Origin of the sequence: Acidithiobacillus caldus ATCC 51756 (assembly GCF_000175575.2) — a bacterium.
GTDB classification, from domain to species: Bacteria; Pseudomonadota; Gammaproteobacteria; order Acidithiobacillales; family Acidithiobacillaceae; genus Acidithiobacillus_A; species Acidithiobacillus_A caldus.
This window is the reverse complement of sequence record NZ_CP005986.1, coordinates 502,872-528,553: the sequence shown is the minus strand read 5'-3', so window position 1 is coordinate 528,553 and position 25,682 is coordinate 502,872. Positions and strand designations below refer to the sequence as shown.

Genomic DNA, 25,682 nt, shown 5'->3' with positions numbered 1-25,682 from the left:
CGCGATCTACGCCCAAAAATGCAGCGCGGCCGCGCAACTAGTCTTCCAGCAGCTGTGCCAGTCGTGCGCCAATGGCCCGATCGGCACCGGGACCGAAGGGGCTGCGATGGGGCTGGAAACGGTCGGTGAAGGCGTACTCAAAGGCGATATCCTGCAGTCCGAGACTGCCAAACAGGCGATTTTCCCAGGACTGATCGTCGTCGTGCGGCACGAGCGTGGGCCAGGCATCGGGCTCGTCATTTTCGAGGATTGGTCCAAAGAAGACGACTCCGGGCTTGTTGCGCAGGCGCAGAGCGCAACTCCCGGCGGTGCGCCCGGCCATGGGCAGGAAGTCGATGGTGCGCGTCAGGCGCAGCTTGCTGTCGAGGGGCACGTCCAACTCGATGCCGAGGCTACGCGCCTCCGCCGGCTGGGCCACCAGGCGCGCTCCCGCAGCTCGCCAGGCGTCCACATCCTGCGCACCAAAGCGACTCGGCAAAAAGAGCACCTTTAAGGGCGCCAACTGCTCCAACCGCGCCAGCAAATTCGGATCGTGGCGCGGGGCATTGATGAGAACGCCACCGGCATCGCGGTCTGCAATGTAGAAGACGGCAGGCGTCTCGCTACCTCCCTCGAGGTAGAAAATCTTGCGATCGAAGAAGCTACAGAGCTCCAGCATGCCCAGTCCTGCCTTGCCATCACTCCGTGCAGCATAGCGTAAAATGGCAGACGCCGCGATGCGCGCCGCAAGGGAACGATCGCGACACGCACGTTGCATATTGCCTTGCTTCCTTGGATCGGCAATGATGCGTCCATAAGCATCCTTACCACATACAGCTTTGGGAGCGTTCCTTGGACTTTGTATTATTGCTGGCAGCGCTGCTGGTCATCCTCGTGGGGGCAGAACTTTTTACCAACGCCCTGGAGCATCTCGGCGAACGCATGGGCATATCTGAGGGGGTCACGGGCTCCGTCTTCGCCGCCGTGGGCACGGCCTTGCCCGAGACCATGGTCCCCGTCGTTGCCATCCTCGCTGGTGCGGCCAGCGGTAACGTCGCCCTGGGGTCCGATGTGGGCGTCGGGGCGATTCTCGGCGCGCCGCTGATGCTGTCCACCCTCGCACTCTTTCTCATGGCCCTGTTCGCTGCCGGTAAGCGAGGCTGGAGCGGCACATTGCAGCCCGAAAAAAGCGGTCTCCGGCGGGACAGTTCGTGGTTCATCCTCTGCTTCGGCCTGGGTGTCGGAACGCTGTTCCTGCCGGCCCACTGGAGTCTACTGCGCCTTGGCGTCGCCCTGGTTCTCGTTGTCTGTTACTTCCTCTACGTCCTCCAGACCGTCCGTGCCTCCGCTGCCCTCGTCGCTTGCGGCCACGACACCGAAGCCGGCGCGCCCCTTTACCTGCAGCGCCTCAGGCTGGGAGAACGACTGCCCAGCATCCTTCTCCAACTCGCCGTGGGTCTGGCGGCTATCGTTTTCGGTGCGGAACTCTTCGTGCGCGGCGTCGAGCATCTATCCCACTGGCTCGGGATCTCTGCCCTGGTCCTATCCATGCTCATCGTCCCACTGGCCACGGAGCTCCCGGAGAAAATCAACAGTATCCTCTGGATACGGCGCGGCAAGGACACGCTGGCTTTTGCCAACATCACCGGCGCCATGGTCTTTCAGGGATCGCTCCTACCGGCTTTGGGCATAGCCCTGACGGACTGGCGTCCTTCGAGCCAGGTCATCGTCAGCGTCACCGTGACCCTGATGGCAGCGCTATATCTTGCCTGGCTCATCGGCCGTGGACAGGCCTTGCGCCCTCGGCAATTTCTGATCTTTGGCCTACTTTACGCGGTGTTCGCCGTGCTGACGGTGTAAACCTTCCCAAACCCTTTCTATGGCCATGAAAATTCGGATAGACTTTGCCCCAGGCCTCGGTAGCTCAGTGGATAGAGCAACCGCCTCCTAAGCGGTAGGTCACAGGTTCGATTCCTGTTCGGGGCACCATTGACTCGATGCACCCAGTGCTCTGCGCGGCTGGCACAGGGTCCTCGTACCGGCGGGTAGGACCGCCAATTACATCATCAGCGATAACCGACGGGAGCGATGGTTGAGATACGGGCAGACATGGGGTTGGCGCAGTGCCGGTATCCGTTGGGACGAGGTGCAACGGATTCCCACCTTGGCAAGCCGATGTCGTCTTGACGCCGGTGGGTAGGGATTTGGGGTCCGCCCAGCAGACCTTGGCAAGTGCTTGGCCTTCCGGCTTCTGGTGGCTGCTGAGCCTGCTTCCTCTTGCCATCTTCGTCAGCCTTCCTCTTTCGGAGGAGGGTCAGACCACCATCGCTTTTGCCCTGCTGGGAGCCCTGTCTCTCAGCTACTTCTGGCGGCTTCGCCTGCCCAAGGATTCGGTACTGCTTCCCTGGCTGCGCCTTTTCCTGGTGTTCACTAGTCTTGCCCTGGCCCTGCGTTATTTCTACTGGCGTGCCACCGAGACGCTTCCTTTTGGCTACGGTCTAGCTTCCAGCCTCGCTGGACTGCTTCTGTTTGCCGTGGAAATCTACGGCTTCGTTACCTTTGTCTTTGGCCATTTCATCAACGCGCAACCCTTGCAGCGGACGCCCTTGCCCTGCGATCTGGCAGACCCCGCCCTGCCGACGGTGGACGTCTTCGTACCCACCTACAACGAGGATCCTTCGGTTCTGCGGCCCACCATCTTGGCGGCAACGCAGATGCTCTACCCCAAAGATCGCTTTACCGTCTGGATCCTGGACGACGGTGGTACGGAACAGAAATGCAAGGACAAGGATCCCGTCAAAGCCGCCGCGGCGCACCGCCGCGCCCGCGAACTCCAGGACATGGCGGCGGAACTGGGCGCCCGCTACCTCACCCGCGCCCGCAACGAGCACGCCAAGGCGGGGAACCTCAACCATGCCCTGACCAAAACCAGCGGCACCCTGGTTCTGGTGCTCGACTGCGATCACATTCCCACACGCGACTTCCTGGTGAATACGGTACCTTTCTTCCGGAACGATCCCAAACTTTTTCTGCTCCAGACACCCCACAACTTTGTCACGCCAGACCCCGTCGAGCGAAACCTCAAGATCTTTCGGGAGACCCCCGCCGAAAACGAGCTGTTCTATACCGTCATGCAGCCTGGCCTAGACTTCTGGGGGACTTCCTTCTTCTGTGGTTCCGCTGCCGTGCTGCGGCGAGAAGCTCTGGACCGGGTCGGCGGCATTGCTGGCCAGACCATTACGGAGGATGCCGAAACCACCCTCGATGCCATTGGTCTTGGCTATCGCACGGCCTACCTCAACCGTCCCATGGTCTCTGGGCTGCAGCCCGAGACCTATTCCGGTCTCATCGTCCAGCGGGTACGCTGGGGTCAGGGCATGCTGCAGATATTTCTCCTGAAAAATCCGTGGCTACAGAAGAATCTGCACTTCGTGCAGCGGCTCCTGTATACGAATTTTGCGACCTACTGGGGTTTTGCCGTAGCCCGGCTCCTGCTCTTTTTCGCCCCGCCGGCCTATCTCATTTTCGGACTCGACCTCTGCGATACCACCGCCGGCCAACTGCTGGCCTACGCTGGTCCCTACTATCTGGCCTCCCTGGTGAGCACCCAATTCTACTATCGCGAGGTGCGTTGGCCTTTCATCTCGCAGGTGTACGAGACCATCCAAAGTATCTATGTCACCCAGGGGATCTTCCGGGTCTTGAGGCGCCCGCGCTCGCCCTCCTTCCAGGTCACGCCCAAGGGTGAACGTCTGGACAGCCATTTCATTTCTTCCTTATCCCGGCCCTTTTATCTTTTGCTGGCGATCACGACGGCGAGCCTCGTGGCCGGGGTTTGGCGCTGGCAAGCCAGTCCCTCCATGCACGGCGCGATTGCCTTTGTCATGATCTGGGCGACGCTGGACCTCCTCTTTCTCCTTGCGGCTCTTGGTGTCCTCTATGAAAAGCCACAACGACGCAGCGAACCGCGAGCGTGGCTCGACGAGGAACTGGTGCTGTGGGTGGAAGGTCGTCCCTTTCGGGCCCGTGCCAGTGACGGTTCTCGCTTGGGTATCGGCGTCGACATTGGCTTTTCGGAGCTGGACGCAGCAACGCGCCGGCGGGCCCTGGACCTTTTTCACCAAGCTGCCATCGTTACCCTCCGGTTTGCCGACGGCAAGGTGCTCCAGGCACGGATCGAAAATCGGCAGTGGGGACCCCGCAAGCAACACCTGCATCTCGGCCTAGCATACCGGTTTGCCAACATTCAAGATGAGCGCTACGCCGTCGATCTCGCCTTTGGCGACAGCGCTCGACTGCAGGAAAACCTGGACCGCCGTCACCAGGGAAAGAGTATTCTGGGAGCTTTGGCACACATTGCCGTACTTGCCGTGATCGAGGGATCGAAAAACCTGTGGTGGCAACTGCGAAACCTCTGGGATTTGGCATACGGCGCGATGGGCAGAACGCTCCGCCATGGCAAGACAAAGGAACTCACGTGAATCTTCGGGGAAGACGGGGCACTCTGCTGCACATACTGGTACTGCTCCTGGGCCTCGGTTTGGCCGTCCAGCCATCTTTCCTGCTTGCTGCCGAGAGCCCCAGCACTGCGGGCAAGGCGCCAGCGGCCGAGGTTGCCGATGCTGCGCAAACTGGTCAGACCGTGCGGCATTCCCTCGCCTACTTTCTCGGGGGGCGCGCAGAGGCGACACTGCGCTACACCGATACGCACCTGGACATCCCAGTGCCTCTGGGATACGGACAGAAGGTCGTGGGAGCCGACCTGCAGCTCCACGTAACCCCCTCAGCAGCGCTGAACGCGCAATCCTGGATGGTAGTCCTCGTCAACGGACAGGTCGCCGGCCAGTTTTCCCTCGCGGGTAACCGAGGTCCCATTTTCCAGAAGCTGGCTTTGGATGGGACGTTATTTCATTCAGGATTCAATACGATCGAGTTACGCGCTGCACAGCACTACACCTTGCGTTGCGAGCACCCCATCGCACCACAGATCTGGAGTCAGGTCCAATTGAAGGACTCGAGTCTGACCCTGAAACTGACACCGACGGTATGGCAGCCGAATCTCTCCGATCTCGGCCAGATCTTTGACCCAGCGCAGACGACGGCTAATGGGCACCTTCGGCTCTTCTATACCGATGACAACCATCCTGGGTACTGGGAGGCCACAGTCCTGGCCGTGGAAGGTGCGGCACTGCGCTACCAGTATCTTCCCGTGGACGTGCGTGCGCAGAGCTTCAGCGCAGAACACCTGCAGGCATGGTTGCAGGAGCCGGCAACGACCATGCAAACGGCCTTGTTCGTGGGTAACCCGAACACGCTGGAGCCGCTGCTGCGCTCGGCGCAGGTACGGGTATCCACCGACGTGCCGGCGTTGCGTATCCTGCGCTGGCCAGGCCACCCGCACCACGTGGGTGTGGCCCTTGTAGGGCAAGGGAAGCCCCTGGTGGAGCTCGCTCACGCCTTCGCCGATCCCGCCGTTCTCTGGCCACCGCTGACGCAGGCCAGTGTGCACGATGTCCGCTTTCCGCCCGGCAAGAACTTACTACCGCCGAAGGGGGTGGCGGAGTTCTCCGACGATGCCTTCGCCCTTAGTGACCTCGGTTTTACGACCCAGACGCGTACGGGCTACGATCCAGCATCCTTCGATTTGCGCCTCTGGAATGGTGGCTGGCAGCGCAAGGCACAGTTGCGTCTGCACTTGGCCTACGCTGCGGGCATGTCGCCGCAATCGGCACTCAACGTCGTGGTCAACGGCAACGCCCTGGATTCCATCCCGTTGAACAACCCCCAGGGGGGGCGTTACAGCGATTATACCGTCACCCTTCCGCCTACCATCCTGCATCCGGGTTGGAACGCCATCCACCTGGAACCCGTGCTCGTACCTCAGAGCAATGGTGGCGACTGTCGGCCCTTCTTCTTGGGCAATCTCTGGGTCACCGTCTACGGCGATTCCGTCTTCCAGTGGATGGGGGGTGGACTGCGGGCGCGCCAGCCAGATCTCGCTCCCCTCGCCCAGGCTGCCTATCCCTTCAATGGGCAAGGCCAGCAGCTGACCGTGCAGGGCTCGAGCCTGCGTGCCGCCAATGTCTCCGCAGCCATGACCCTGCTGGGCAAGCTCGCCCAGGCGGCGGGGCGCCCGCTGCCGGCACGCTTCGTTGCCCAGTCGAAACCCTTGCCCACTGCAGACATTTACGTCGGAACGCTCCAGGGAAAGGGGGCCTGGGACCGGATCCCCGGTGGTCGTGACGCCTTGTTTCAGGAGGAGCCTGAGGTGGCCAGCGTCCATCCCGAGCACAGCTTGCTGGCGTTTTTGCAAGAACCGGTGCCCGCCCGAAGAGCGCACGCCCGCATACACTGGGATGCGGAGGATAATGGTGACCTAGCCTTCTTGCGCATTTGGCGGACGGGAGCCAAGACCCGCGTGCTGCTCACCGCAGGGGATCCGCAAAAGCTCCAGCAGGCGACCCAGACTCTGGTTCAGTACGGCCCGTGGGCCCAACTCAAGGGCAACCTGGCCTGGTGGCGCGTCGGCAGCGACCGCATCTTTACCCTGGGTCTGAGCGAGACCCCATTCCGCACCTTTGGCGTACGCGGCGGTCTTGCCCTTTGGGTCTCCCGGCACCCCTGGATCAGTCTTGCCGTGCTGCTGTTCTTCGGCCTGCTTTTCGTCCTGGCCTCACGCTCTGCGTTACGTCAGTACGCGCGGCGGCGTCAACGCGCAGAAATGGCAGAGGCCGAGCCGCTGGCAGCAGAAAACGTACGCTCCCTACAGACACCCCCGCTCACTACTGCGCCTTCCGCGCAGAGCCAAGCGATTCCGGTATCTGAACCTTTAACGGATGTGCGCGGCAGTGGGGCACCAACCTGCTCGACGGCCCTACTCTACCAACAGACTTTCCGTACCCGCGCGGCCTCTGGAGGCTGGCACGCCGCCGTCGAGGATCCGCGATATCGACGCGTGTATCCCCGGCGCCGCACAGAAGCCCGGGACGCAGCACCCTACCCCTACTGGAGCTGATGAGGAGTCCTGTTTCATGCCAACGCCCCGCTCGGCCCCCCGCCTTGCCCTCGTCCTCGCTGCTTTCTGGGCTGTGCCCGGTCTCGCCCAGGCAGGTTCCGACACCCTCTTGCTGGGCGGCACGCAGTGGGGAGCCTACAGCAGCTATAGTTACCTCGGCGGCATTCAACCCCTGCCCGGCGCCCGTCTGGGCCAAGGATGGTACGTCTCGGGTTTTGTCAGTTACCTTCGCTATCGCTACACCACGGGCTTCCCTGCCCAGGATGTCACGACCCAGGCGCCTGGCGGCAACCTAGGTATCGGTTACGCCAGCGTCCTCGGAAACCTGGGTTGGAGCCTGTCTGGCGCCGTGGGCTACGCCAATTTCAACGCCCAACCCAGTTCGGTGGTTGGAGCCGCGCGCCCCAAACCTCAGGGCGCGGTCTGGACCTTCACCCCACAATTGCAGTGGGATTTCCGCCTGAGCCGGCGGTGGTCCGTGGCGGGAATAGACAGCTACAGCTTCGGCCAAGCGTCTTTTTGGACGGATTGGCGCGGGAAATGGCGCCTTGGCCCAAGCCTCGAACTCGGCCCGGAGGGGATCATTCAGGGTGGTCCGAATTATCGGATCCACCAGGTTGGCCTGTTTGCGCAAATCGGGCCTTTTTCCGGCTGGCAACTGGGACTAGCCGGCGGAGTGAGTTTCCAATCTGGCCTTGCCAACAGTGGCTACGCTGGACTGTCTTTCAGCAAGAGCTTTTGATCACCCGCGCACGCCGGCGGTGATACGACGAGTCGTGCTGATCGGCCTGCTGCTCCTGTCCTGCAGCATGGACGCCCGCGCCGGACCACCCACGTGGACGAATCTCTGGCACGGATTCCAAAACCATTTCATGGATACCCAGGGTCGTGTCATCGATCCTCTGGACGGCGGCATCACGACTTCCGAGGGACAGGCCTATGGTCTCTTCTTTGCCCTGGTGGCCAATGACCGCGTACTGTTCCAGCGGATTCTCCAGTGGACCCAGAACAACCTGGCTCGCGGAGATTTATCTCGGCACCTGCCCATCTGGCGCTGGGGACGCGCCGCGGATGGTCATTGGGGTCCACTGAGCTCGGAATCGGCCAGCGACGCCGATCTGTGGCTGGCATACACGCTGCTCTCGGCGGCCTCACTCTGGCACGACCCGCATTATGCCACGATTGCCCAAGGACTGCTGCGGCAGATAGAGCGGCACGAAGTCGTCCACCTGAACGGGTGGGGGCCCGTCCTCACGCCGGGAGACGGCCCCTATTGGCGCGTGGACGATGGATTCGTCGTCAACCCGAGTTATCTTCCCCCCTTTGTCCTGGCTGGACTTGCCCATTGGGATCGGGCGGGACCATGGTCGGCCATCTACGGTGGTCTACCGCGTCTTTTTACCTTTGCCGACCCGCATGGTTTCGCGCCCGACTGGTTCGTGCTTCGCAATCACGGAGGCTTTGCGGTCGCCCCCCAGGGCCCTGAAGGAAGTTATAACGCCATCCGTTGCTACCTGTGGGCGGGAATGAGCGCGCGGGATGCCGTGAACCTGGCCATACTCCACGCCCTCAGGGGCATGGCAATGCTCGTGGAAAAAGGTGCCCCCGTACCCGAACAGGTCGATACCCTCGACGGGAAGACCTCGGGCCATGGCCCGCCGGGCTTCGCCGCCGCGCTCTTGCCCTACCTGCGCCAGCTTGGCGACACCTCGGCACGAGAGCGCCTGTCCGACCGGATCTACGCCGCCTGGAACCCCTCGGAGAACCGTTTTGGGCCACACTACTACGACAACGCCCTTGCCCTTTTCGCTCTGGGCTACATGGATGGGCTATACCGTTTCCATGCGGACGGCACGCTATGGGTTTTCTGGGCCAAACCCTGAAGCACGCCGCTCACCCATTCAGCCGCCAGCACCGTCTCCGGCTTTAACCGAAGGCGCGGGTCCGGTCACAAAACCGCCTCACTGCTGCAAGACCAGGGCTCGATTCAAGGACTCCATGGCCAGCTCGTGAGCGCCGCGAGCCGCGTGAATCTTTGCCAGCAGAATGTGGCTTTCGGCTAGATCGCGAAGCAGGCCCGTGAGCCGGGCAAAAGCGTCGTTGCGCGCGAGATCTTCGAGGGCGGCAAGACCGCGGGAACACGCCTCCTGCGCCGCCTGCAACTGGTTGCGGCCGAACTCGACAATGGCCCGGCGATAGTATATCCGGGCCAGACTGCGCCGAAGCCACGGCCCAACATCCTCCCCATGCCGTCTTTGCAGGTCGTCCAAAGTAGATAGCGCATCACCGAGAACGGTCTGAGACTCACCGGAATGGCCAAGGAGATCGGTGGCCTGCGCCACAGCCACTGCGTAGTCGGCCCGCAATTCCACCAGGCAAACGTCCTGTGCCTGCTCCCCACCGCTCTCTTGGAGTTGCTCCAACCGTCCGGCCATCTGCCGCAGGGCATCCAGCGCCGAGCGGGCCATCCCCTGCCGCAGTTCGATCTGGCAGCGACGCAGGTCGATCAAAAGTTCCTGCATGCGCCAGTCGGGTAAGTCGCGGGAATCCGGTTCCAGTCGGTCCAGTGCCAGTGCAGTCTGCGCCGCCGTCACCGATTGCAAAGCGGCGGCAGTCTGATTCAGATCGAGATAAAGCTGCGCCAGTGCGATCTCTGCTTCGGACCAGCGCAGGCGCAATGCCGGACCACATTCGTCACCCAGATCTGCGGCAAGATCGGCGTAGATGGAGATGGCGGCCCGAAAATCCTCTGCAGCCGCCTCGGGGTGGGACTCGCTCTGCAACCGCGCGCGTAGAACCAGGGTCTCGGCACGATGCTTCCGCCATTGCGGAAGATCGGAAAGCGCAGCGCCGTTCGGACCGTCCAGAATCGCCAGGGACTGGTTCAGCCGGGTCTCGGCCTCATCCAGCCGACCCAGATCAAACAGGGTGCGCGCTGCGGCAAGATGCAGCTGCACCAGGCTGTTCTGGATGGACAGTGGGCTGGGTGTCGCCGACGACTCCGTTGCCCGGTGCAGCAGAGAAGCTGCCTGGTCAAAGTCGGCGAGTGCTGCCCGGCGGCTGAGTGCCCGCGACTGCAGAGTGCCCTTGAGGACGAGCGCCTCGGCAAGCTCCGCCGCGAGCACGCCGCCCTGTGCGATCATCGGCGAGGGCACGGCCGTCGCAGCGGCTGAGCCCTGGTGGGTGGCTTGCGTCCCTACGTGAGAGAAATCCGGTTGTTCCGGGGATCGATCCATCCCCTCCGGTCCCATGGCCACGTTCTGCTGTGATCCGTTCTGTTCTGTCTCGCTCATGCCTTCCTCGCTGCTGTCGTGATCGTCCGGGAGTTCGATAAGCGTTGGTGCGGGTGCCGGGCCGGCATTCCCCGTCCATTGTACACCCACGTCCTTCAGCGGCAGCACGGAACTCTCCGCTCCTGCCTGTCGCGGTATGGGCTCTGGCTCTGGCTCTGGCTCTGGCTCTGGCTCTGGCTCTGGCTCTGGCTCTGGCTCTGGCTCTGGCTCTGGCTCTGGCTCTGGCTCTGGCTCTGGCTCTGGCTCTGGCTCTGGCTCTGGCTCTGGCTCTGCAGATGGTGGCAGAGCGCTGTCGGAATGCAAGGATAATTCCGGGAGTTGCTGCGGTTCCAGGGTTTCCGCAGGTTCCTTTGTAGCCGTCACCGAGGCGGAATAATTCACCTGGTATACCCCCTGCATTGCCAGGCGTGCACGGAGCGTGAGCGGCGGTGCGCCGCTCTGAAGTTCCTCTTCCGGGTCCAAGGCATGACCCGGGGTAGCGGTCGAAGCCGATTCCTGTATGGCTTCCGCTGTGGATCCATGGTCGGCAGACAAAGTCGGGCTTGGCGGCACCAAATCCGTTGGAGGGGACGTTCCTTGGTCCGTGCTAGCCATTGGGATGGGTAGTTCGCGGACCTCTGCTGCGACATTGTCCGCAGGTGGCTGCACGTTGGGCGCAATGGACGGTTCTGGTGACACCCTCGGGAACTGCTCCGCGTACGCAGCAGGTGCCTCTACCCCCCTGGAAGGCGCCGTTTCGGCGCCGCTGAGGCAGCGGTAGATGCGTTCCAGTTCACCGTACTGCGCGCGTAACAACTGAAAACGTGCAGCGGCGTAGAAACGGTACTGCGCATCGAGATTGGGTTCGGTACGAACGATGACACCGAGAACCTCCCAGGAGCCGCAGGCAGCCAGGTCCAGGACCATCAGGACCAGTTCGCCGGGCTGGAGATCCCCGATATCCGTGAGAAAACCGACGCCACCCGTGCTGAAGTTGATGAGGCGCGTGGGCGTGCGCTTGCCATCGCGGCGTCCCAGAACCATACGCTGGTCCAGGGGCAAGCGGGCGCGGAAACGTTTTTTTCGCCAATACACCAGGTGCGGCAAAGTCGTATGCACGAGGCTCCCGCCACCGCCCAGAATCTCTGCGAAAAAGGTAGAAATATGGGTGTGGCCATCAATGAAGGCCAGAGCCTGGCCTTCCATGGCATCCGAAAGCTCCTGCATCGGCAGGAAGAAAAGGCCGCTATCCTCGCAGCGGGTAAAAAGGTAACCACGGCCATCGTCGTCGGGATCTGCGGAAAATAGAATGGTATCGGCGGGAACGTCCCGACACAGATCCAGCGGTTCACGGGCCGAGTATTTTTCGGTATCACCGAGAAACACATTCTGGAAGTCCACCAAGTGCAAACCGGAGCGGCTCGGCAAAAAATCCCGCAGCGGCTGAAATCGAGGGTTTTCCGCCATGGGCTAGGGACTGACTCTACCCCACAAATGGGGAAGCGACGGGCTGTACTCGTCGATCCTTGCGCGGACCACTAGGTTACGACCGCAGAACATGGCCTCCCCACGGCGATGAGCAGCAAAAAAGATGACAAACAATATAACCCAGCACCAGTCACGACTCCAGCCGATGTAGCCCGAATGAGCGGGATCGACAAAAGAAAACCGCCCCCGAAGGGGGCGGTTGAGGGTGCTGGTGCACCCAGGATCACACCCAAGCTTCTCTGAATGAAGTCAGAAGCCGGCCTGGAACTGCAGGGCGAGGGTGTTGTAAAGATAGGCATTTGCCGGGGCGTAGTTCTTACCCGCCGCCAGTTGTGCTCGATAGCCAGATGCACCAGTAGGAACAATGTAATTCAACTGCACCTCGGCCGCGTGAGGATTGTTGGGGTTAACGTAATAGTTGACACCAATGGTGGTGTTATTGAGGTACGCACCATTGATATTGCCGGGGACGCCACTGCCGACGGTACCCCTATAGTCAAAGCGTTCAAAACGCACCGCCGGCTCGATATCCAGCCAATCCGGGGTGAGGGTCATCTCGTGCAGGTTGGCGGCAAGGGCTACATACCAATCGCTGCCACGCAAGCCCTCGATACCTCCGTAGCTATTCACACGGCTGTACTCCGCCATGTACTTGATACCCATCAACCCACCGTTGACACCCAGGTTCCAAGCATCAATCTGGTTGGCGTAGCCGGGACCGGACAAATTCGTATCGGCACGAGCGCCGGACAGTTCCACGTTCAACAGCGGGCTCATTTTGTACCCAAGCATGCCAGCGAAAAGATACTTGCCGCTGCCATTGGTCAGGACGCCGCCAACCCGGGTCTGCCCGGAACCGAAGGGATACCCTACGTTTTTAGCGTTGAGAGCATTCGTTCCAAAATCACTGAAGGCGTTGCTACCATCCAAGGAATGGTTGTCAAAAATGCCGATCTTGTAGTAGATACCGGTACCCATGACGTTAGGACTGTGGAAAGCGGCACCAGCACTTCGATCGGCACCCAGGGACTGATTCATGGAGCGCTGAATGAACCAAAGGTTGTTACCGCTGAACTGGGTACGCTCCAGGCCCACGGGCACACGGAACTTACCCACCTCAAGCTGAAGTGCGGGAACGAAGCCGAAGTTGATCTCCGCTTCCTGAACACCAGACTGACCGTCTACACCCGGAAATGCCGAAGCGGCACCAGCGAGGGAGCCACCGCTCATCCAGGCACCATCCCACTTGTACTGGAAGTTGTAGGACACGCCGGGAACAGCCTCGCCCTTGACGCCCAAACGGATACGGTGGGCGCCAAAAATGAGCCCCTCGGGACCATGGGTGCCGAACTGATTACTGCCGGTGATCTGGGCATAGCCGTACAACACCGGGCCGGTATCGGCGTTGGAACTATCCGCTGCCAGGGCGACGCCGGGCACCAGAACGGCTGCCGCAACCGCGAAAGCTACGAGATTCTTCTTCATGACAAGCTCCTCCTCATGAGCCGTTGTTAAAGTACAACGGTGAGAGTTATAGCACCGGCCAAACCTTTTTGCAACATTTTCACAACATCTGTTTTACAACGCACCGCGCCGAGCGCCCACTCGGGCCGCAGCAGGGCTGCCTGGATAGGATGCATAGGTTCAGAAACCTGTGGCACTGCTTTGGCGAGGGAGGAGTGCCCAAGGGGTGGACTCGTACACAGGATTGACAGATCTGGGTACCGCTGGCTATGCTCTGCCCCTCATTGGGGGATCGTCTAGCGGTAGGACAGCGGACTCTGACTCCGCTAACCGTGGTTCGAATCCACGTCCCCCAGCCAAGATGAGCGCGAGGCCCGGTTCACGCCGGGCCTTTTTCTTTGGCTTGACTCGGGGGATGCCTAGGTCTGCCGACGGGAGTCCTACTATACTGGAGCCCTGGGCAAGAGCACCCAATCGGTGGAGGGAATGGCATGAAAAAGTGGATCTACGCGGCCATCGTTGCGCTGGTCGTCGCCCTTTCACTGGCACCCATGTTTTTCAAGCAGGGTCCCTATGGCGGTAAAACCCAGGGTTGGTACCAGCATCATCCGGAACAGACGGCCAAGGAATTGGCTTGGTGTCGGGAGAAGCCGCAGCGGGAAAAGACCATGTCCTGCCAGTATGCCCATAACGGTGCCGTCGCCCGCCTTGCCGAGGGCCAGTGAGCCCTCATCCCTTCAGGGAACGATCTGCTTGACCGGGCGCACCAGGATCTCTTCGACGAGCACATGCGGCGGCTGGGCAAAGCTATACACCAGGGCTTGGGCCACATCCTCGGGATGCAGGGCGTCGAGTTCCTGCCGTCGCTGCCGCATGGCCTCCTCTGGAACCTTGAAGCCCCACTCCGTCCACACGGCGCCGGGCTCGATGAGGGCCACGCGGATGCCCTCGGGTCCCAGTTCCTTGCGCAAGGCGTCGTGAAAACCCACCACGGCGAACTTGGTGGCGTTGTAGACGGACCAGCCGGGTAGACCATAACGCCCCCCCACACTGGACACCGTCGATATCATGGCGCCGGGACGCCCGCGGAGCAGGGGGATGGCGGCCTGGGTGCAGTGCAATACACCGTAGAGGTTCACTTCTATGGTCTCCCGCCACTCTTCCGGGAGGCTTTCGGCAAAGGGACCGTTGTAGCCGAGGCCAGCATTGTTGAAGAGGAGATCGAGGCCACCGTACCGCTGCTGGACCGTGGCAAAGAGCTGCTCGATGGCCTTGGGATCACGGACGTCCGTGGGCACGACCAGCGCCGCGTCACCCAGCTCACGGGCCAGGGCCTCCAGGCGATCGCGCCGTCGCGCCGCCAGCACCACCCGCACTCCTTCGGCCACTAGCAGACGCGCGGCTGCCACACCGATACCGCTGGATGCTCCGGTCACTACCGCAACCTTTCCTGTGAGATCTTGCATGTGCATGGACGAATCCTCCATTGGCTGGGATGATCGATGTGTTGACGTTCGGGATTCCTGGCCTTAGGCATTTCCCGGTCCGGGCCGCGGGTCCAGGGCATGGGGCAGGCCAGCGGCCTCGGCGGCAGCCACACCCAGAGCGGACCAGTCCAGATCCCCGTAACCTTGGGCGGCGAGGTGCAAGAAGCGGTCGCGCAGCGGCCCACTGAAAGGTAGCGGCACCGCCAGCGCTTCCGCCGCGGCGAGGACCAGGCGCAGATCCTTCTGCGCCAGGGGGAGGGCGAAGCCCGCCGGTCGCTGCTGGCGGTCGGCAATGAGCTTGCCGTAGTTGCGGTAAACCGGCGCGTCGAACAGCGTGCTGGTGAGCAACTCCAAGTAGGCGTGGCGATCGATGCCGCCCTTTTCCACCAGGGCCATGGCCTCGCCGAGGGATTCGATGACGGTGGCAATGAGGTAGTTGCCGCTGAGCTTCGCGAGGTTGGCCTGCTCCGGCTGCGCTCCCAGCAAGAAGCTCCGCTGTCCGAGGCGCTCGCGGTGCGGAGCAATGGCATCGAAGACTGCCGCTGGCCCCGCCGCCACGAGAAAAAGTTTGCCCGCTGCTGCAGCGTCGGGTCGACCGAAGACCGGCATGGACAGATAGGACTGACCCTGTTGGCGATGGGCCGCATCCAAGGCCCGCGCGCAGTCCACGCCGATGGTGCTACAGGCTACGTGGATGGCCCCCGCGGGAAGGGTTTCGGCCAGGCCCCCTGGCCCCAGGGTGAGATCGCGCTCGGCCGCATCGTCCGCCACCATGGTAAAAACCAGATCGCAATCGGCAAAATCGGCAACCTCTCGGGCGACGGTCGCACCCTGCTCCGCCAACACACGGGTGGCCTGCGCGCTGCGATTGTACACCTTCAGGTCCGGCGCCACCGCAAGGAGACGCGCGGCCATTCCTGCCCCCATCCGTCCCAGTCCCAGAAAACCGGTTTTCACGATTGCCTCCAGTGCCAGAGCTCAAGAAATACCGTCTAGTCGGTTTTAACCTTAGGCCAGAGCGTCCGTGGGATCAAGGCAAGCCAGACCAGGGGTCTCGCTCCCGCAAGATTCGAGCCGGCACGGGCAACGCCATCTACCGCGCCCGCGCCAACGGACTCTGGGCAGATGCGCAGGACGTTGCTAGACTCCAGGCATGTCCGACGCCTCTCCACGCCTTCTGGAATGCCGCTGGCCCTTCACCAAAATGGAGGGGCTTGGGAACGACTTCGTGGTGCTGGACGGTGTGCGTCGGAATTTTCTGCTGGATCCCGAGACCTGCCAGCGTATTGCCCATCGCCACTACGGTATAGGCTGCGATCAGATCCTGCTGGTGGAACCCGCTTCCAGCCCAGACTGCGACTTCCGCTACCGCATCTTCAACGCCGACGGCGGCGAGGTGGGACAATGCGGCAATGGCGCCCGCTGCTTTGCGCTATTCGTCCGCCGCGCCGGACTGACGGACAAGCGCAGCATCCGGGTGGAAACCGCTTCGGGCCCGCTGGAACTGCAGGTGCACGACGACGGCACCGTTACCGTGGATATGGGGGTACCCCGTCTGGATCCCGCAGACATTCCCTTCCGCGCGCCGGCAGCGGCCAACAACTACCGTTTGGACCTCGGGCAGGACCATATCGAACTCGCCGCCGTGGGCATGGGCAATCCCCACGCCCTGCTACGGGTCGAGGACGTGCGGGGAGCGCCGGTGGCAGAGATTGGACCGCTCCTGGAGCACCACCCGGCCTTCCCCGAACGCACCAATGTCGGCTTCATGGAAATCGTCAGCCCACATGCGCTGCGTCTGCGCACTTGGGAGCGGGGCGCCGGCGAGACCCTCGCCTGCGGCAGCAACGCCTGTGCGGCGGTGGTGGCCGGGCGCGGCTGGGGTGCTCTCAGGGAGCGGGTGCGCGTCGAACTGCCGGGCGGCTCCCTGGAGATCCATTGGCCGGGCCCCGGGCAGCACCTGCGGATGACGGGGCCGGCGCGAGTAGTCTTCGACGGGGTCTGGCAAGGCCTGGAGTCCATATGAGCGAAACTCCGCGAGACGACGACGCGCAGCAGGTACGTGCCTTTTTACGCAAGCATCCCGAGTTCCTCTGGACCGAAGAGGAGCTTTTGACGGAGATCACCTTGCCCCACCTCGGCCTCGGTTCGGCCAGTTCCCTCCTGGAGCGGCAGGTGCAGGCGCTGCGCCAGGAAAACCTCCTGCTGCAGCAGCGCATCGCCGCGCTCCTGGGCGCGGCACAGCAAAATGCCGTGCTGGCGCGTCACCTCAGTGACCTCGCCATGGCCCTCCTGCGGGCCCAGGACTGTATCGCCGTGGTGGAACTCACCCGGCGTCACCTGAGTGAGGTCTTTCAGGTGGAGCAGCAAGCCTGGCTCGTGGCGCACAGCGATTTTCCGGTGACGGGGGCAGTGGCACTGGAAGCGGAACGGAGTCGGCCGCTGCTGGCCATGGCCATCGCCGGGGCGCGGACGGGTCTCGAACTGCACCCGGATCTGCGGCGGCGACTCTTCGAGGCGCCTGGCGCTGGTCTGCGCTCCTTTGCCATCATCCCGCTGGACGGGAGCTGTCTGAGCGGCGGCATCGTTCTGGGCAGTCAGCACCCGGACCGCTACGGGGCAGATGCGGGTAGTGACCTGCTGGAGCAGATTGGCCGGCTGGTGAGTGCGGCCCTGGACCGCTGCACCCTGCCCAAGGCGGAAGGTGGGTAGCCCAGCGTGCGCGTAGCCGAGATCATTGCCGACTTTGACACGGTTCTGACCCAGGCCTATCGGCCCGCCAGCGCCTCGGCCTATCGCGCGGACCTCCACCTGTGGCAGGAGTTTCTGGCGGAACAGGGCATCGATCACATCGAGTCGGTACAAGCGGAGCATCTGCGTCACTTTATCCGCCGTGAGCGCGCGCGAGGCGTGGCCATACGCAGCCTGCGGCGACGTTTTGCGGCGCTGCGCGCACTCTACCGACACCTGCAGCGCCAACATCCGCAACTGCCGGACCCCAGTCGTTACTTGCGTCTGCCAAAACTCGAACAGCATTTTCCAGACTGGCTGACGGTGGATCAGGCGCAACAATTACTGGATGGGCCGACGTCGTCCGACGGTGGCCCCGCCCAACCGGCCACTGCGCAGACCCACTTCGCCATGACCCGCGACCGCGCCATGATGGAACTGCTTTACTCCAGCGCCCTGCGCGTGTCCGAACTGGTCGCCATCGATCTGGACCATCTGGATCTGGCCGGCTCCTGGTTGCGGGTTTTCGGCAAGGGCGGCAAGGAACGGATGGTGCCGGTGGGCCAGGTGGCGCTGACCGCGCTGCGGACCTATCTGCCGGCTCGCGCGGCCGTGGCGGCCGCCGAGGTCAAGGCCCTCTTTCTCAACCAGCGCGGTGGTCGCCTGTCGGTGCGCAGCGTCCAACGCATCGTCGATGGCTGGGGGCGCGACAGACTGGGACAGGCGCTGCATCCCCACACCCTCCGCCACAGTGCCGCCAGTCATCTGCTGCAGTCCAGTGGCGATCTGCGCGCCGTCCAGGATTTTTTGGGTCACGCAGGTATTGCCACGACGGCCATCTACACCCACCTGGATCACCAACACCTGGCGGCGGTCTACGACAGCGCCCACCCGCGCGCCCATCGCGCCCCACCCCGGCAAAATCCCAAGGAGGACCGCTGATGTCTCAGAATTTGGATCTGCACGGAACCACCATCCTGTCCGTGCGCCGCGGGCAGAACGTGGTGATGGCGGGAGACGGACAGGTGACCTTTGGCAATACGGTGATGAAGGCTAATGCCCGTAAGGTGCGGCGTCTGGAAGCCGACGTTCTGGTGGGCTTTGCCGGCGCCACGGCCGATGCCTTTACCCTGTTGGAGCGCTTCGAGGCCAAGCTCAAGGCGCATCCTGGGCAGCTGGCCAAGGCGGCAGTGGAGCTTGCCAAAGAGTGGCGTACCGATCGGGTGTTGCGCCGCCTGGAGGCCATGCTGGCCGTGGCGGATCGACAGCAGAGCCTGATTCTGACTGGTCAGGGAGACGTCCTGGAGCCGGAATACGGCATCATCGCCATCGGTTCCGGCGGGCCCTATGCCCTTGCCGCTGCCAGGGCGCTACTGGAACACAGCGAGCTGTCGGCGCGCGCGATTGCCGAGCGGGCTCTGGTCATCGCCGCCGACATCTGCATCTACACCAATCAGCAACACAGTGTCGAGGAGTTGTCGTGAGCATGCGTGAAATGACTCCGCGGGAGATCGTCCAGGAGCTGGACAAGTACATCGTCGGCCAAGATGAGGCGAAGCGAGCGGTGGCCGTCGCCCTGCGCAACCGCTGGCGGCGCGCGCAGGTGAGCGGGGATCTGCGCGCGGAGATCACGCCCAAGAATATCCTCATGATCGGCCCCACGGGCGTTGGCAAGACCGAGATTGCGCGACGCCTGGCCCAGCTGGCCAAGGCGCCCTTCATCAAGGTCGAGGCCACTAAATTCACCGAGGTGGGCTACGTGGGCAAGGATGTGGAGTCCATCATCCGCGATCTTGCTGAAATTGCGGTCAATCTGGTGCGCAACGAGCGCCAGCAGGCAGTGGGCCTGCGCGCCGAGGAGTTGGCCGAGGAACGTATCCTCGATGCGCTTCTGCCGGGTCCGCGCGATGCCAGCCTGCCGCGTCAGGACGAGAATACCCGGCAGAAATTCCGCAAGATGCTGCGCGAAGGCAAGCTGGACGACAAGGAAATCGACATCGAGATCCGCGCCAGTAAAGGGCCCGGTGTCGAGTTCATGGCGCCCCCAGGGATGGAGGAAATGGGAGCACAACTGCGCGATCTATTTGCGCGTATGGCGCCGCACAATACGCAACGGCGCAAGGTGAGCGTTGCCGAAGCACGGACGCTGCTGCGCGATGAGGAAGCCGCCAAACTGGTGAACGAGGACGAGGTCCGCAGTACGGCCTTGGAACGTCTGCAGGCGGACGGCATCGTCTTCATCGACGAAATCGACAAGGTTACCTCCCGTAACAACGCCCAGAGCGGCCCGGACATCTCCCGTGAGGGGGTGCAGCGGGATCTGCTCCCGCTGGTGGAAGGGTCCAATGTGAGCACCCGTTATGGCGTAGTCAAGACCGATCACATTCTGTTCATAGCCTCGGGAGCGTTTCACCTGAGCAAGCCCTCGGATCTCATCCCGGAACTTCAGGGGCGGCTACCCATCCGCGTCGAGCTTCAGGCCCTGAGTGCCGCAGACCTGGAGCGCATACTGCGCGAACCCGAAAACGCTCTGGTGCGTCAGTACACCGCCCTGCTCGCGGCGGACGAGGTCGAACTGCGCTTCACCGACGACGGCATCCGCCGCATTGCCGAGATTGCCCAGCAGGTGAACGAAGGTGTGGAAAATATCGGCGCGCGCCGCCTGCACACGGTTATGGAGCGTCTTCTGGAAGACCTCGCCTTTCGCGCGCCCGACGCTGGCATCGGCGAGATCACCATCGATACCGACTACGTCAACGCGCGCCTGGGCGATCTCGCCGCCGACGAGGATCTCTCCCGCTACATTCTGTGACCGGGCGACCCCCCTCGCCCAGACGGCCATGGGCCTGCGCTTCGCCCGCGGCCGCGAGGGATCGGGCCGCGCTCAGGCGGCGGCCGACGGAGCCTGCAGGCCCGGATAGGGCTCGAGCTGCGAGCTGACCATGTGGATATCCTGTTGCTGGTGCGCCAGAGGAACTCCGTTTGCCAGCAACGCCTCCACCACCGCCGCGCGCAAGTCCGTCTGCACATTGAAGGACTTGTTGCAATCTTGTATGTAGACACGCAGATAGACCATGACGCCGTTGGTATTGACGTCCAGTATGAGGGCCGACGGCGGAATGATGCTGGGGTCGTCCTGCATCACGTCCGGATGCTTGCGCGCCACGTCCACCAGGATTTCCTTCACCCTCGGCAAGTCCGCATCGTGCTTCACCGTAAAGGGCAGCATGAGGCGCAGGACGCTGTTGGAATACATCCAGTTCGTCACCTGTCCCGAGATGATTTCGGAGTTGGGCACGAACACTTCGGTACGGTCGAAGGTCATGATTAGGGTATAGCGGATGCTGATCTTCTTGACGTAACCCTCGGCGCTCCCCACTTTTATCCAGTCGCCCACCTTGATGGGACGTTCAAAGATGAGGATGATGCCCGAAACGAAATTGTTGACCATGGTCTGCAGGCCAAAGCCCACGCCCACCGAAAGGGCGCTGGCAATGAGAGCAAACTTGCCCAGGGGGATGCCTGCAATGGCAAGACAGATGGCCACGCTGAGAATGATGGCGACGTACTTGGTGAGCATGACCAAGGAATAGCGCGCTCCCGAATCCAGGGCGAATATCCCGAGGAAACTGTCGAGCCGTGCCACCAGGCGATCGATGACCCGAAACAGGATCACCAGCAGGACGGCAGCGATGACGATGTGCAGCGGATTGACCTGCACGCCGCTGACCGTGAAACCGTCGATGAAGTACTTCTCCGCAAGGCCCAGAAAGCGTTGCGGCAAGAGATGCCAGACCATGGCAAGACTAAGTGCAGCAGCCACGACGACCACGACCTGCAGGAGTCCGCCCAACCAGCGCCCTATTTTCGTGGCGCTGCTTCTGCGTATCGCCCATTGGATCAGCACAAGCAGCACGACAGAAACAAGGATAATAATACCCGATTGCACCAAGGATATCGGCATGATAACGACTATCTCCCTGTTTTTTCAGGGATAGATACTAACACGCGCGGTGCTTTTTTGTCCAACCAAAGACCCGCCCGGTGCCAATAGTCGCGCTGCGATCGGCAAAAAGCGGTGCCGCGCAGCGAAATACGCGCGACACGGCTCGGAAATAGGGCGTGGAATCAGGGTTTGAGGTAGCTCCAGCCCCGTTGCTGGGCCTGCGCCAGGGCAAGCACCCCGGCTGCGACGACGCGCGTACCCGCGGGCAGGGTCTGCGAGTCGAGGCCGAGGGCGTCGAGGCTGTTTTGGCAAAAAGCAAAGTCCACCCCACCACGGGCCAGGACTTCGCACTCGTCGCGCCAGCGCCCCATGGCCCAGAGCGCCACCGGCGCGGACACGTTAGCAACCACCTGCAAGGACACATCGGGATCGGCTGCCCGAGCGTTGCGCAGATTCGCGAAGAGCTGGGGCCAGCGGCCCGGCTCATCGATGTGGAAGAGCAAACCCGCGCTCATGCCGGAACGTATTCCAGCAGGCGACTACGCAGTTTTTCCATACCGCTTTTTTCCAGCTGGCGTACCCGCTCGGCCGATACCCCCAACTCTTCTCCCAGAGCTTGCAGGGTCTTGGGATCGTCACTGAGCCACCGGTTCTGAATGATGTACCGGTCCCGTTCACTAAGACTCTGGAGTGCTGCCCGCAAACCCCGTTGCCGCTGCTGGTCCCAGTCGCGATCGATGAGCGCCTCGACGGAGGACTCGCCAGGATCCTCCAGTTCCAGCGTGCGACCGTGCCCCTCCTCATCGTCGCTTTCGTACTGGAGGGAATAATCCTGCCCGGCCATGCGCCCTTCCATCTCCAGCACGGCTTCCTGCGACACACCCAGATCTTCGGCTATGGCTGCGCTCTCTTCCTGGCCCAGCCATCCACTGCTCTGACGCGCCGAGCGCAGGTTGAAGAACAACTTGCGCTGGGCCTTGGTCGTGGCGACTTTGACGATGCGCCAGTTTCGCAGAATGAACTCGTGCATCTCCGCCTTGATCCAGTGCACCGCAAAGGAGACGAGGCGTACCCCCTGCTCCGGATCGAACCGTTTGACCGCCTTCATGAGGCCGATGTTGCCTTCCTGAATGAGGTCCGCCTCGGGCAGGCCATAGCCCCGATAGGCCCGTGCCACCCGCACCACGAAGCGCAGGTGGCTGAGCACCAGCTGCTTGGCCGCATCCACATCGTCCTCATCGCGCAGACGACGGGCGAGTCTGCGCTCCTCCTCCACGCTCAATACGGGCTGCGCGTGGACGAAACGCAGATAGGCCGCCATCCCGTCGACGGTTGCCAGATCGCGCTGCGTCATTACCAAATCGTTCATGAATCCGTTCCTCCCAAATCGCTCACGCGCTTTAGACCCCTGCAGCGACCGATAGTTTTCCGGCCTTTCTCCGACACCAGGTCCGGAATCCGCCCACCCAATAACGCTTTTGGGATATGGGGACGCGCCGCCAGGCTTTCAAGAGAAAGTATGGTCGAGGTGCCGACCGACGGCAATGCGCGAGCCGAGCCAACCCAGGAATGCGCTGATGGCGATGAGTGCGAAACCCTGGGCCGGACGCAGACCCACCAAGCTGAAGTGGGTGCCATACAGGGCCGCCAAGCGATCGACGGGCCCCTGCAGGCTCAGGATGGCGATGGCCACCACCGCCCAGGCCAGAGCTCCCGCCAGGAGGCCCTGAATCAGTCCCTGGTAGAGAAAGGGACGACGGATGAAACTGCGCGTCGCCCCCACCAGGGAGGCGATATCGATCTCATCGCGCCGTTGGGCGATGTGCAGACGGATGGTATTGCCCATGACGAGTACTGCCCCCAGGGCCAGAAGCAGCGCGAGGATCCACACTGCCCGTGTACCCAGCGCCAATATCGCCTGCAGACGGGCGACCCAATGGAGATCCGACTGAGCACTGGCAACGATGGGCTCCTTGGCCCAGGAACGTACCTGAGCATCGAGATCGGCGGAACTCTGGGCCAGGGGATTGATTTCCACCACCAGAGAGGCCGGAAGCGGATTTTCGCCCAGAACATCCACGGCGGCCTGCATACCGGCGCTGCGCTCGAAATCCGCCAGCGCCTCTTCCCGACTGATGTAGTGTACGGCCACCACCCCCGCGCCACGGGCGACGCGATCGCGCAGCTTGGCCACCTCGGCGGCACTGGCATCCTTGTGGAGGTACAGGGAAATCTGCGCCTGATCACGCCACTGGCCGAGGAGCAGCTGCAGATTGTTCAAGGCGGTGAAAAGGCCCACGGGCAGCGCCAGCACGATGGCCAGGGCCAATACCGTCAGTAGGGTCGCCAGGGGTTGCCGCAGGAGTGTGTCGCGGGCATTGCGCAGGGCATCCAGGCGCAGGTGCAGGTTCATGAGAACTCCTTGGGAGCATGCAGGCGGCCTTGCTCCAGGTGCAGGGCCGGCAGGCCGAGTCGCGCTATCTGTCGGGCGTCGTGGGTGGCGACGAGGACCGTTGTGCCGTGGCGATGAAAATCCCGGAAAAGATCGAGGATCTCATCGCTCAGGGCCGGGTCGAGGTTACCCGTGGGTTCGTCCGCCAGCAGAATTTCCGGGGTGTGGACGATAGCCCGAGCGATGCCGACCCGCTGTTGCTCGCCACCGGACAGAGTCGCCGGCAGCTCGCGCAGACGGTCACCGAGGCCGACCTTTTCCAGTGCCGCCCGTACCCGGCTCTCGATCTGCCGGGGGGGCACCCCGGCCACTTGCAGGGTGAGGGCGACATTGCTGTAGACGTCCCGATCCATGAGCAGCTTGTGATCCTGGAAGACCACCCCGACGCGCCGACGATAGGCGGGGATGTGGCGACGCTTGAGGGTGGCGAGATCCACGCCACCCACCATCAGGGTGCCGTGGCTGACGTCTTCCAGACGGGTGAGGAGCTTCAACAGGGTGCTCTTGCCCGCACCCGAAGGTCCGGTGAGCAGCGCCATCTCGCCCTTGGGCAAGCGTAGATTGATCTCGCGCAGGACGTGCCGCCGTCCCGGGTAGTGTTTGGTGACATTGATGAACTCGATCACGATCCGGTCTCCGCAACGAGGGCGTCGACAAAGGCCTCCGCCGAGAAAGGCCGTAAATCCTCCACCCCTTCACCGACGCCGATGAAGCGAATGGGCAGGGGCAGGGCCTTGGCCACCGCCGCCACCACGCCACCCTTGGCGGTGCCGTCGAGTTTGGTGATGCAGATGCCCGTCAAACCCACCGCCTCGTGGAATTGCCGTACCTGCTGGAGGGCATTCTGCCCGGTACCGGCATCGAGCACCAGCCAGATCTGATGCGGCGCGCCGGGATCCTGCTTGGCTAGCACCCGCTTGACCTTCTTCAGCTCTTCCATGAGGTGACCCTGGGTGTGCAGACGTCCGGCGGTGTCGGCAATGACGAGGTCGATGCCGCGTGCGCGCGCCGCCGCATAGGCATCGTACAGGACGGAAGCGCTATCGGCGCCGGCACCCTGGGCAATGACGGGTACCTGGACCCGCTCGGCCCAACCCGTGAGCTGCTCGACGGCGGCGGCGCGGAAGGTATCGCCGGCGCCCAAGAGGATGGAATAGCCCTCGGCCTTCCAGCGTGCCGCGAGCTTGCCGATGGTCGTGGTCTTGCCGGCACCATTGATACCCACCATCATCAGCACCTGCGTTTGCCCTTTGGCGGGCGTCCACGGCTGCGCCCGGGGCTGGAGAATATCCAGCAAGGCCTGACGGATGGCGGCGCGCAGAGCCGCGGGATCTTTCAGCTCGTTGCGGCGCACCCTTTGTGTCACCCGATCCATGATGTCCCGGGTCGCGGCCACGCCCATGTCGGCTTGCAGGAGGATGGCCTCCAAATCCTCCAAGAGCTCGTCATCAATGACCTTCTTACCGAGTACCAGTTGCTCGACACTGGCGCTGATCTGCTCCCGGCTGCGGCGCAGCCCTTCCCGCAAGCGTCCAAAGAGCCCCCGACGTGGAGCCTCCGCGTCCGCCTCCGACCGCGCGCCGCGCGTGTCGTCATCGGGCTTCGTGGAGGACGGTGCCACCGGCGCATGGTCCGACGCACTGGCGATGGTGCCAGCCGGCGTGAGGGCCGCTTCGGTGACGGGGGTCTCCTCCGGCGGAGCGGCGCTCTCGCCCTGCTGTGGCGTTGGCGTCGGCGGCGCGGGCTCGACCTGCGATTCGGGCACCGACGCGCTGGTGTCGCCGCTTTCCTCTTCTGCCTTGCCTTTGTTACGCTTGAACCAATTAAAGACCATGTTTTCCAGGGGGAG

At 62.8% G+C, this 25,682-nt stretch carries 22 protein-coding genes and 2 tRNA genes; 13 read left to right on the top strand and 11 right to left on the bottom strand.

All coding sequences use genetic code 11. The features are described 5' to 3' along the window. Positions 1–37 precede the first annotated feature (37 nt). Entirely contained in the window at positions 38–757 is a 720-nt protein-coding gene (locus tag ACAty_RS02625; RefSeq protein WP_004870668.1) for an MBL fold metallo-hydrolase, read from the bottom strand. Between the two features lie 74 nt (positions 758–831). Between ACAty_RS02625 and ACAty_RS02620 the strand changes: the two genes are divergently transcribed. The 6 genes from ACAty_RS02620 to bcsZ all read left to right on the top strand — a co-directional run bounded on the left by ACAty_RS02620 (position 832) and on the right by bcsZ (position 8,877). After that, positions 832–1,839 (top strand): sodium:calcium antiporter, encoded by a 1,008-nt coding sequence (locus ACAty_RS02620; protein WP_004870667.1) that lies wholly within the window; start codon positions 832–834, stop codon positions 1,837–1,839. A 53-nt stretch (positions 1,840–1,892) separates the two neighbouring features. Next, positions 1,893–1,968, top strand: a tRNA-Arg gene (locus ACAty_RS02615). A 236-nt stretch (positions 1,969–2,204) separates the two neighbouring features. Then, the gene (bcsA, locus tag ACAty_RS02610) at positions 2,205–4,460 is read left to right on the top strand and encodes a UDP-forming cellulose synthase catalytic subunit (RefSeq protein WP_169737308.1); all 2,256 of its coding nucleotides are present in this window, start codon (positions 2,205–2,207) and stop codon (positions 4,458–4,460) included. After that, complete coding sequence (locus ACAty_RS02605; protein WP_004870664.1) at positions 4,457–6,994, top strand: cellulose biosynthesis cyclic di-GMP-binding regulatory protein BcsB; 2,538 nt, start codon at positions 4,457–4,459, stop codon at positions 6,992–6,994. Before bcsA ends, ACAty_RS02605 begins: the two co-directional genes overlap by 4 nt. Positions 6,995–7,010: 16 nt before the next feature. Further along, entirely contained in the window at positions 7,011–7,736 is a 726-nt protein-coding gene (gene bcsS / locus ACAty_RS02600) for a cellulose biosynthesis protein BcsS (RefSeq protein ID WP_004870663.1), read from the top strand. Between the two features lie 34 nt (positions 7,737–7,770). Beyond that, complete coding sequence (gene bcsZ / locus ACAty_RS02595) at positions 7,771–8,877, top strand: cellulose synthase complex periplasmic endoglucanase BcsZ (RefSeq protein WP_004870661.1); 1,107 nt, start codon at positions 7,771–7,773, stop codon at positions 8,875–8,877. Between the two features lie 78 nt (positions 8,878–8,955). On the opposite strand, the gene ACAty_RS02590 is transcribed toward bcsZ, so the two are convergent. Next, the gene (locus ACAty_RS02590; protein WP_038471551.1) at positions 8,956–11,733 is read right to left on the bottom strand and encodes a PilZ domain-containing protein; all 2,778 of its coding nucleotides are present in this window, start codon (positions 11,731–11,733) and stop codon (positions 8,956–8,958) included. Positions 11,734–12,003: 270 nt separating this feature from the next. Further along, on the bottom strand, positions 12,004–13,239 hold the full coding sequence (locus ACAty_RS02585; RefSeq protein WP_038471548.1) for a porin: 1,236 nt from the start codon (positions 13,237–13,239) through the stop codon (positions 12,004–12,006). Between the two features lie 264 nt (positions 13,240–13,503). Between ACAty_RS02585 and ACAty_RS02580 the strand changes: the two genes are divergently transcribed. Together ACAty_RS02580 and ACAty_RS02575 are read left to right on the top strand one after the other, a co-directional pair. Then, positions 13,504–13,577 (top strand) — tRNA-Gln (locus ACAty_RS02580). A gap of 132 nt (positions 13,578–13,709) precedes the next feature. After that, positions 13,710–13,943, top strand: a complete 234-nt coding sequence (locus ACAty_RS02575) for a hypothetical protein (RefSeq protein WP_004870646.1) — start codon at positions 13,710–13,712, stop codon at positions 13,941–13,943. A 12-nt stretch (positions 13,944–13,955) separates the two neighbouring features. Here the strand turns inward: ACAty_RS02575 and ACAty_RS02570 are convergent, their stop codons facing one another. Both ACAty_RS02570 and ACAty_RS02565 read right to left on the bottom strand, forming a co-directional pair. Further along, complete coding sequence (locus tag ACAty_RS02570) at positions 13,956–14,654, bottom strand: SDR family oxidoreductase (RefSeq protein ID WP_004870645.1); 699 nt, start codon at positions 14,652–14,654, stop codon at positions 13,956–13,958. A gap of 93 nt (positions 14,655–14,747) precedes the next feature. Continuing rightward, complete coding sequence (locus ACAty_RS02565; RefSeq protein WP_004870642.1) at positions 14,748–15,662, bottom strand: NAD(P)-dependent oxidoreductase; 915 nt, start codon at positions 15,660–15,662, stop codon at positions 14,748–14,750. Positions 15,663–15,858: 196 nt separating this feature from the next. Here ACAty_RS02565 and dapF point away from each other — a divergent pair, with 196 nt between their 5' ends. The 5 genes from dapF to hslU are packed head-to-tail and all read left to right on the top strand — an operon-like array spanning position 15,859 to position 20,247. Further along, the gene (dapF, locus tag ACAty_RS02560; RefSeq protein ID WP_004870641.1) at positions 15,859–16,731 is read left to right on the top strand and encodes a diaminopimelate epimerase; all 873 of its coding nucleotides are present in this window, start codon (positions 15,859–15,861) and stop codon (positions 16,729–16,731) included. Further along, positions 16,728–17,417: a DUF484 family protein gene (locus tag ACAty_RS02555; RefSeq protein WP_004870639.1), complete on the top strand. Its 690-nt coding sequence runs from the start codon at positions 16,728–16,730 to the stop codon at positions 17,415–17,417. The genes dapF and ACAty_RS02555 overlap by 4 nt, the downstream gene beginning before the upstream one ends. 6 nt (positions 17,418–17,423) lie before the next feature. After that, positions 17,424–18,377, top strand: coding sequence for a tyrosine recombinase XerC (locus tag ACAty_RS02550; RefSeq protein ID WP_004870636.1), 954 nt, complete (start codon positions 17,424–17,426; stop codon positions 18,375–18,377). Continuing rightward, a complete protein-coding gene (gene hslV, locus ACAty_RS02545; protein WP_004870635.1) occupies positions 18,377–18,919 on the top strand; it encodes an ATP-dependent protease subunit HslV in 543 nt (180 codons plus the stop codon). The genes ACAty_RS02550 and hslV overlap by 1 nt, the downstream gene beginning before the upstream one ends. A 2-nt stretch (positions 18,920–18,921) precedes the next feature. Continuing rightward, the gene (gene hslU / locus ACAty_RS02540; protein WP_014002304.1) at positions 18,922–20,247 is read left to right on the top strand and encodes an ATP-dependent protease ATPase subunit HslU; all 1,326 of its coding nucleotides are present in this window, start codon (positions 18,922–18,924) and stop codon (positions 20,245–20,247) included. 72 nt (positions 20,248–20,319) lie between these two features. Here hslU and ACAty_RS02535 read toward each other — a convergent pair whose 3' ends face one another. The 6 genes from ACAty_RS02535 to ftsY form a co-directional block, all read right to left on the bottom strand. Further along, complete coding sequence (locus tag ACAty_RS02535; protein WP_233444834.1) at positions 20,320–21,258, bottom strand: mechanosensitive ion channel family protein; 939 nt, start codon at positions 21,256–21,258, stop codon at positions 20,320–20,322. A 305-nt stretch (positions 21,259–21,563) separates the two neighbouring features. After that, positions 21,564–21,896: a DsrE family protein gene (locus tag ACAty_RS02530; protein WP_004870628.1), complete on the bottom strand. Its 333-nt coding sequence runs from the start codon at positions 21,894–21,896 to the stop codon at positions 21,564–21,566. Continuing rightward, the gene (gene rpoH / locus ACAty_RS02525) at positions 21,893–22,750 is read right to left on the bottom strand and encodes an RNA polymerase sigma factor RpoH (protein ID WP_004870626.1); all 858 of its coding nucleotides are present in this window, start codon (positions 22,748–22,750) and stop codon (positions 21,893–21,895) included. Before rpoH ends, ACAty_RS02530 begins: the two co-directional genes overlap by 4 nt. 138 nt (positions 22,751–22,888) lie before the next feature. Next, complete coding sequence (gene ftsX / locus ACAty_RS02520) at positions 22,889–23,794, bottom strand: permease-like cell division protein FtsX (RefSeq protein WP_004870624.1); 906 nt, start codon at positions 23,792–23,794, stop codon at positions 22,889–22,891. After that, positions 23,791–24,459, bottom strand: a complete 669-nt coding sequence (ftsE, locus tag ACAty_RS02515) for a cell division ATP-binding protein FtsE (protein WP_004870622.1) — start codon at positions 24,457–24,459, stop codon at positions 23,791–23,793. Before ftsE ends, ftsX begins: the two co-directional genes overlap by 4 nt. Continuing rightward, positions 24,456–25,667: a signal recognition particle-docking protein FtsY gene (gene ftsY / locus ACAty_RS02510; protein WP_004870620.1), complete on the bottom strand. Its 1,212-nt coding sequence runs from the start codon at positions 25,665–25,667 to the stop codon at positions 24,456–24,458. Before ftsY ends, ftsE begins: the two co-directional genes overlap by 4 nt. Between the last annotated feature and the right edge of the window lie 15 nt (positions 25,668–25,682).

Bases quoted from the DNA above. Each gene is read 5' to 3' on its own strand.
- ACAty_RS02625 (WP_004870668.1), bottom strand. From the start codon at position 757: ATGCAACGTGCGTGTCGCGATCGTTCCCTTGCGGCGCGCATCGCGGCG.
- bcsS (WP_004870663.1), top strand. From the start codon at position 7,011: ATGCCAACGCCCCGCTCGGCCCCCCGCCTTGCCCTCGTCCTCGCTGCT.
- ACAty_RS02590 (WP_038471551.1), bottom strand. From the start codon at position 11,733: ATGGCGGAAAACCCTCGATTTCAGCCGCTGCGGGATTTTTTGCCGAGC.
- ACAty_RS02585 (WP_038471548.1), bottom strand. From the start codon at position 13,239: ATGAAGAAGAATCTCGTAGCTTTCGCGGTTGCGGCAGCCGTTCTGGTG.
- ACAty_RS02575 (WP_004870646.1), top strand. From the start codon at position 13,710: ATGAAAAAGTGGATCTACGCGGCCATCGTTGCGCTGGTCGTCGCCCTT.
- dapF (WP_004870641.1), top strand. From the start codon at position 15,859: ATGTCCGACGCCTCTCCACGCCTTCTGGAATGCCGCTGGCCCTTCACC.
- ACAty_RS02555 (WP_004870639.1), top strand. From the start codon at position 16,728: ATGAGCGAAACTCCGCGAGACGACGACGCGCAGCAGGTACGTGCCTTT.
- hslV (WP_004870635.1), top strand. From the start codon at position 18,377: ATGTCTCAGAATTTGGATCTGCACGGAACCACCATCCTGTCCGTGCGC.
- hslU (WP_014002304.1), top strand. From the start codon at position 18,922: ATGCGTGAAATGACTCCGCGGGAGATCGTCCAGGAGCTGGACAAGTAC.
- ACAty_RS02530 (WP_004870628.1), bottom strand. From the start codon at position 21,896: ATGAGCGCGGGTTTGCTCTTCCACATCGATGAGCCGGGCCGCTGGCCC.
- rpoH (WP_004870626.1), bottom strand. From the start codon at position 22,750: ATGAACGATTTGGTAATGACGCAGCGCGATCTGGCAACCGTCGACGGG.
- ftsX (WP_004870624.1), bottom strand. From the start codon at position 23,794: ATGAACCTGCACCTGCGCCTGGATGCCCTGCGCAATGCCCGCGACACA.
- ftsY (WP_004870620.1), bottom strand. From the start codon at position 25,667: ATGGTCTTTAATTGGTTCAAGCGTAACAAAGGCAAGGCAGAAGAGGAA.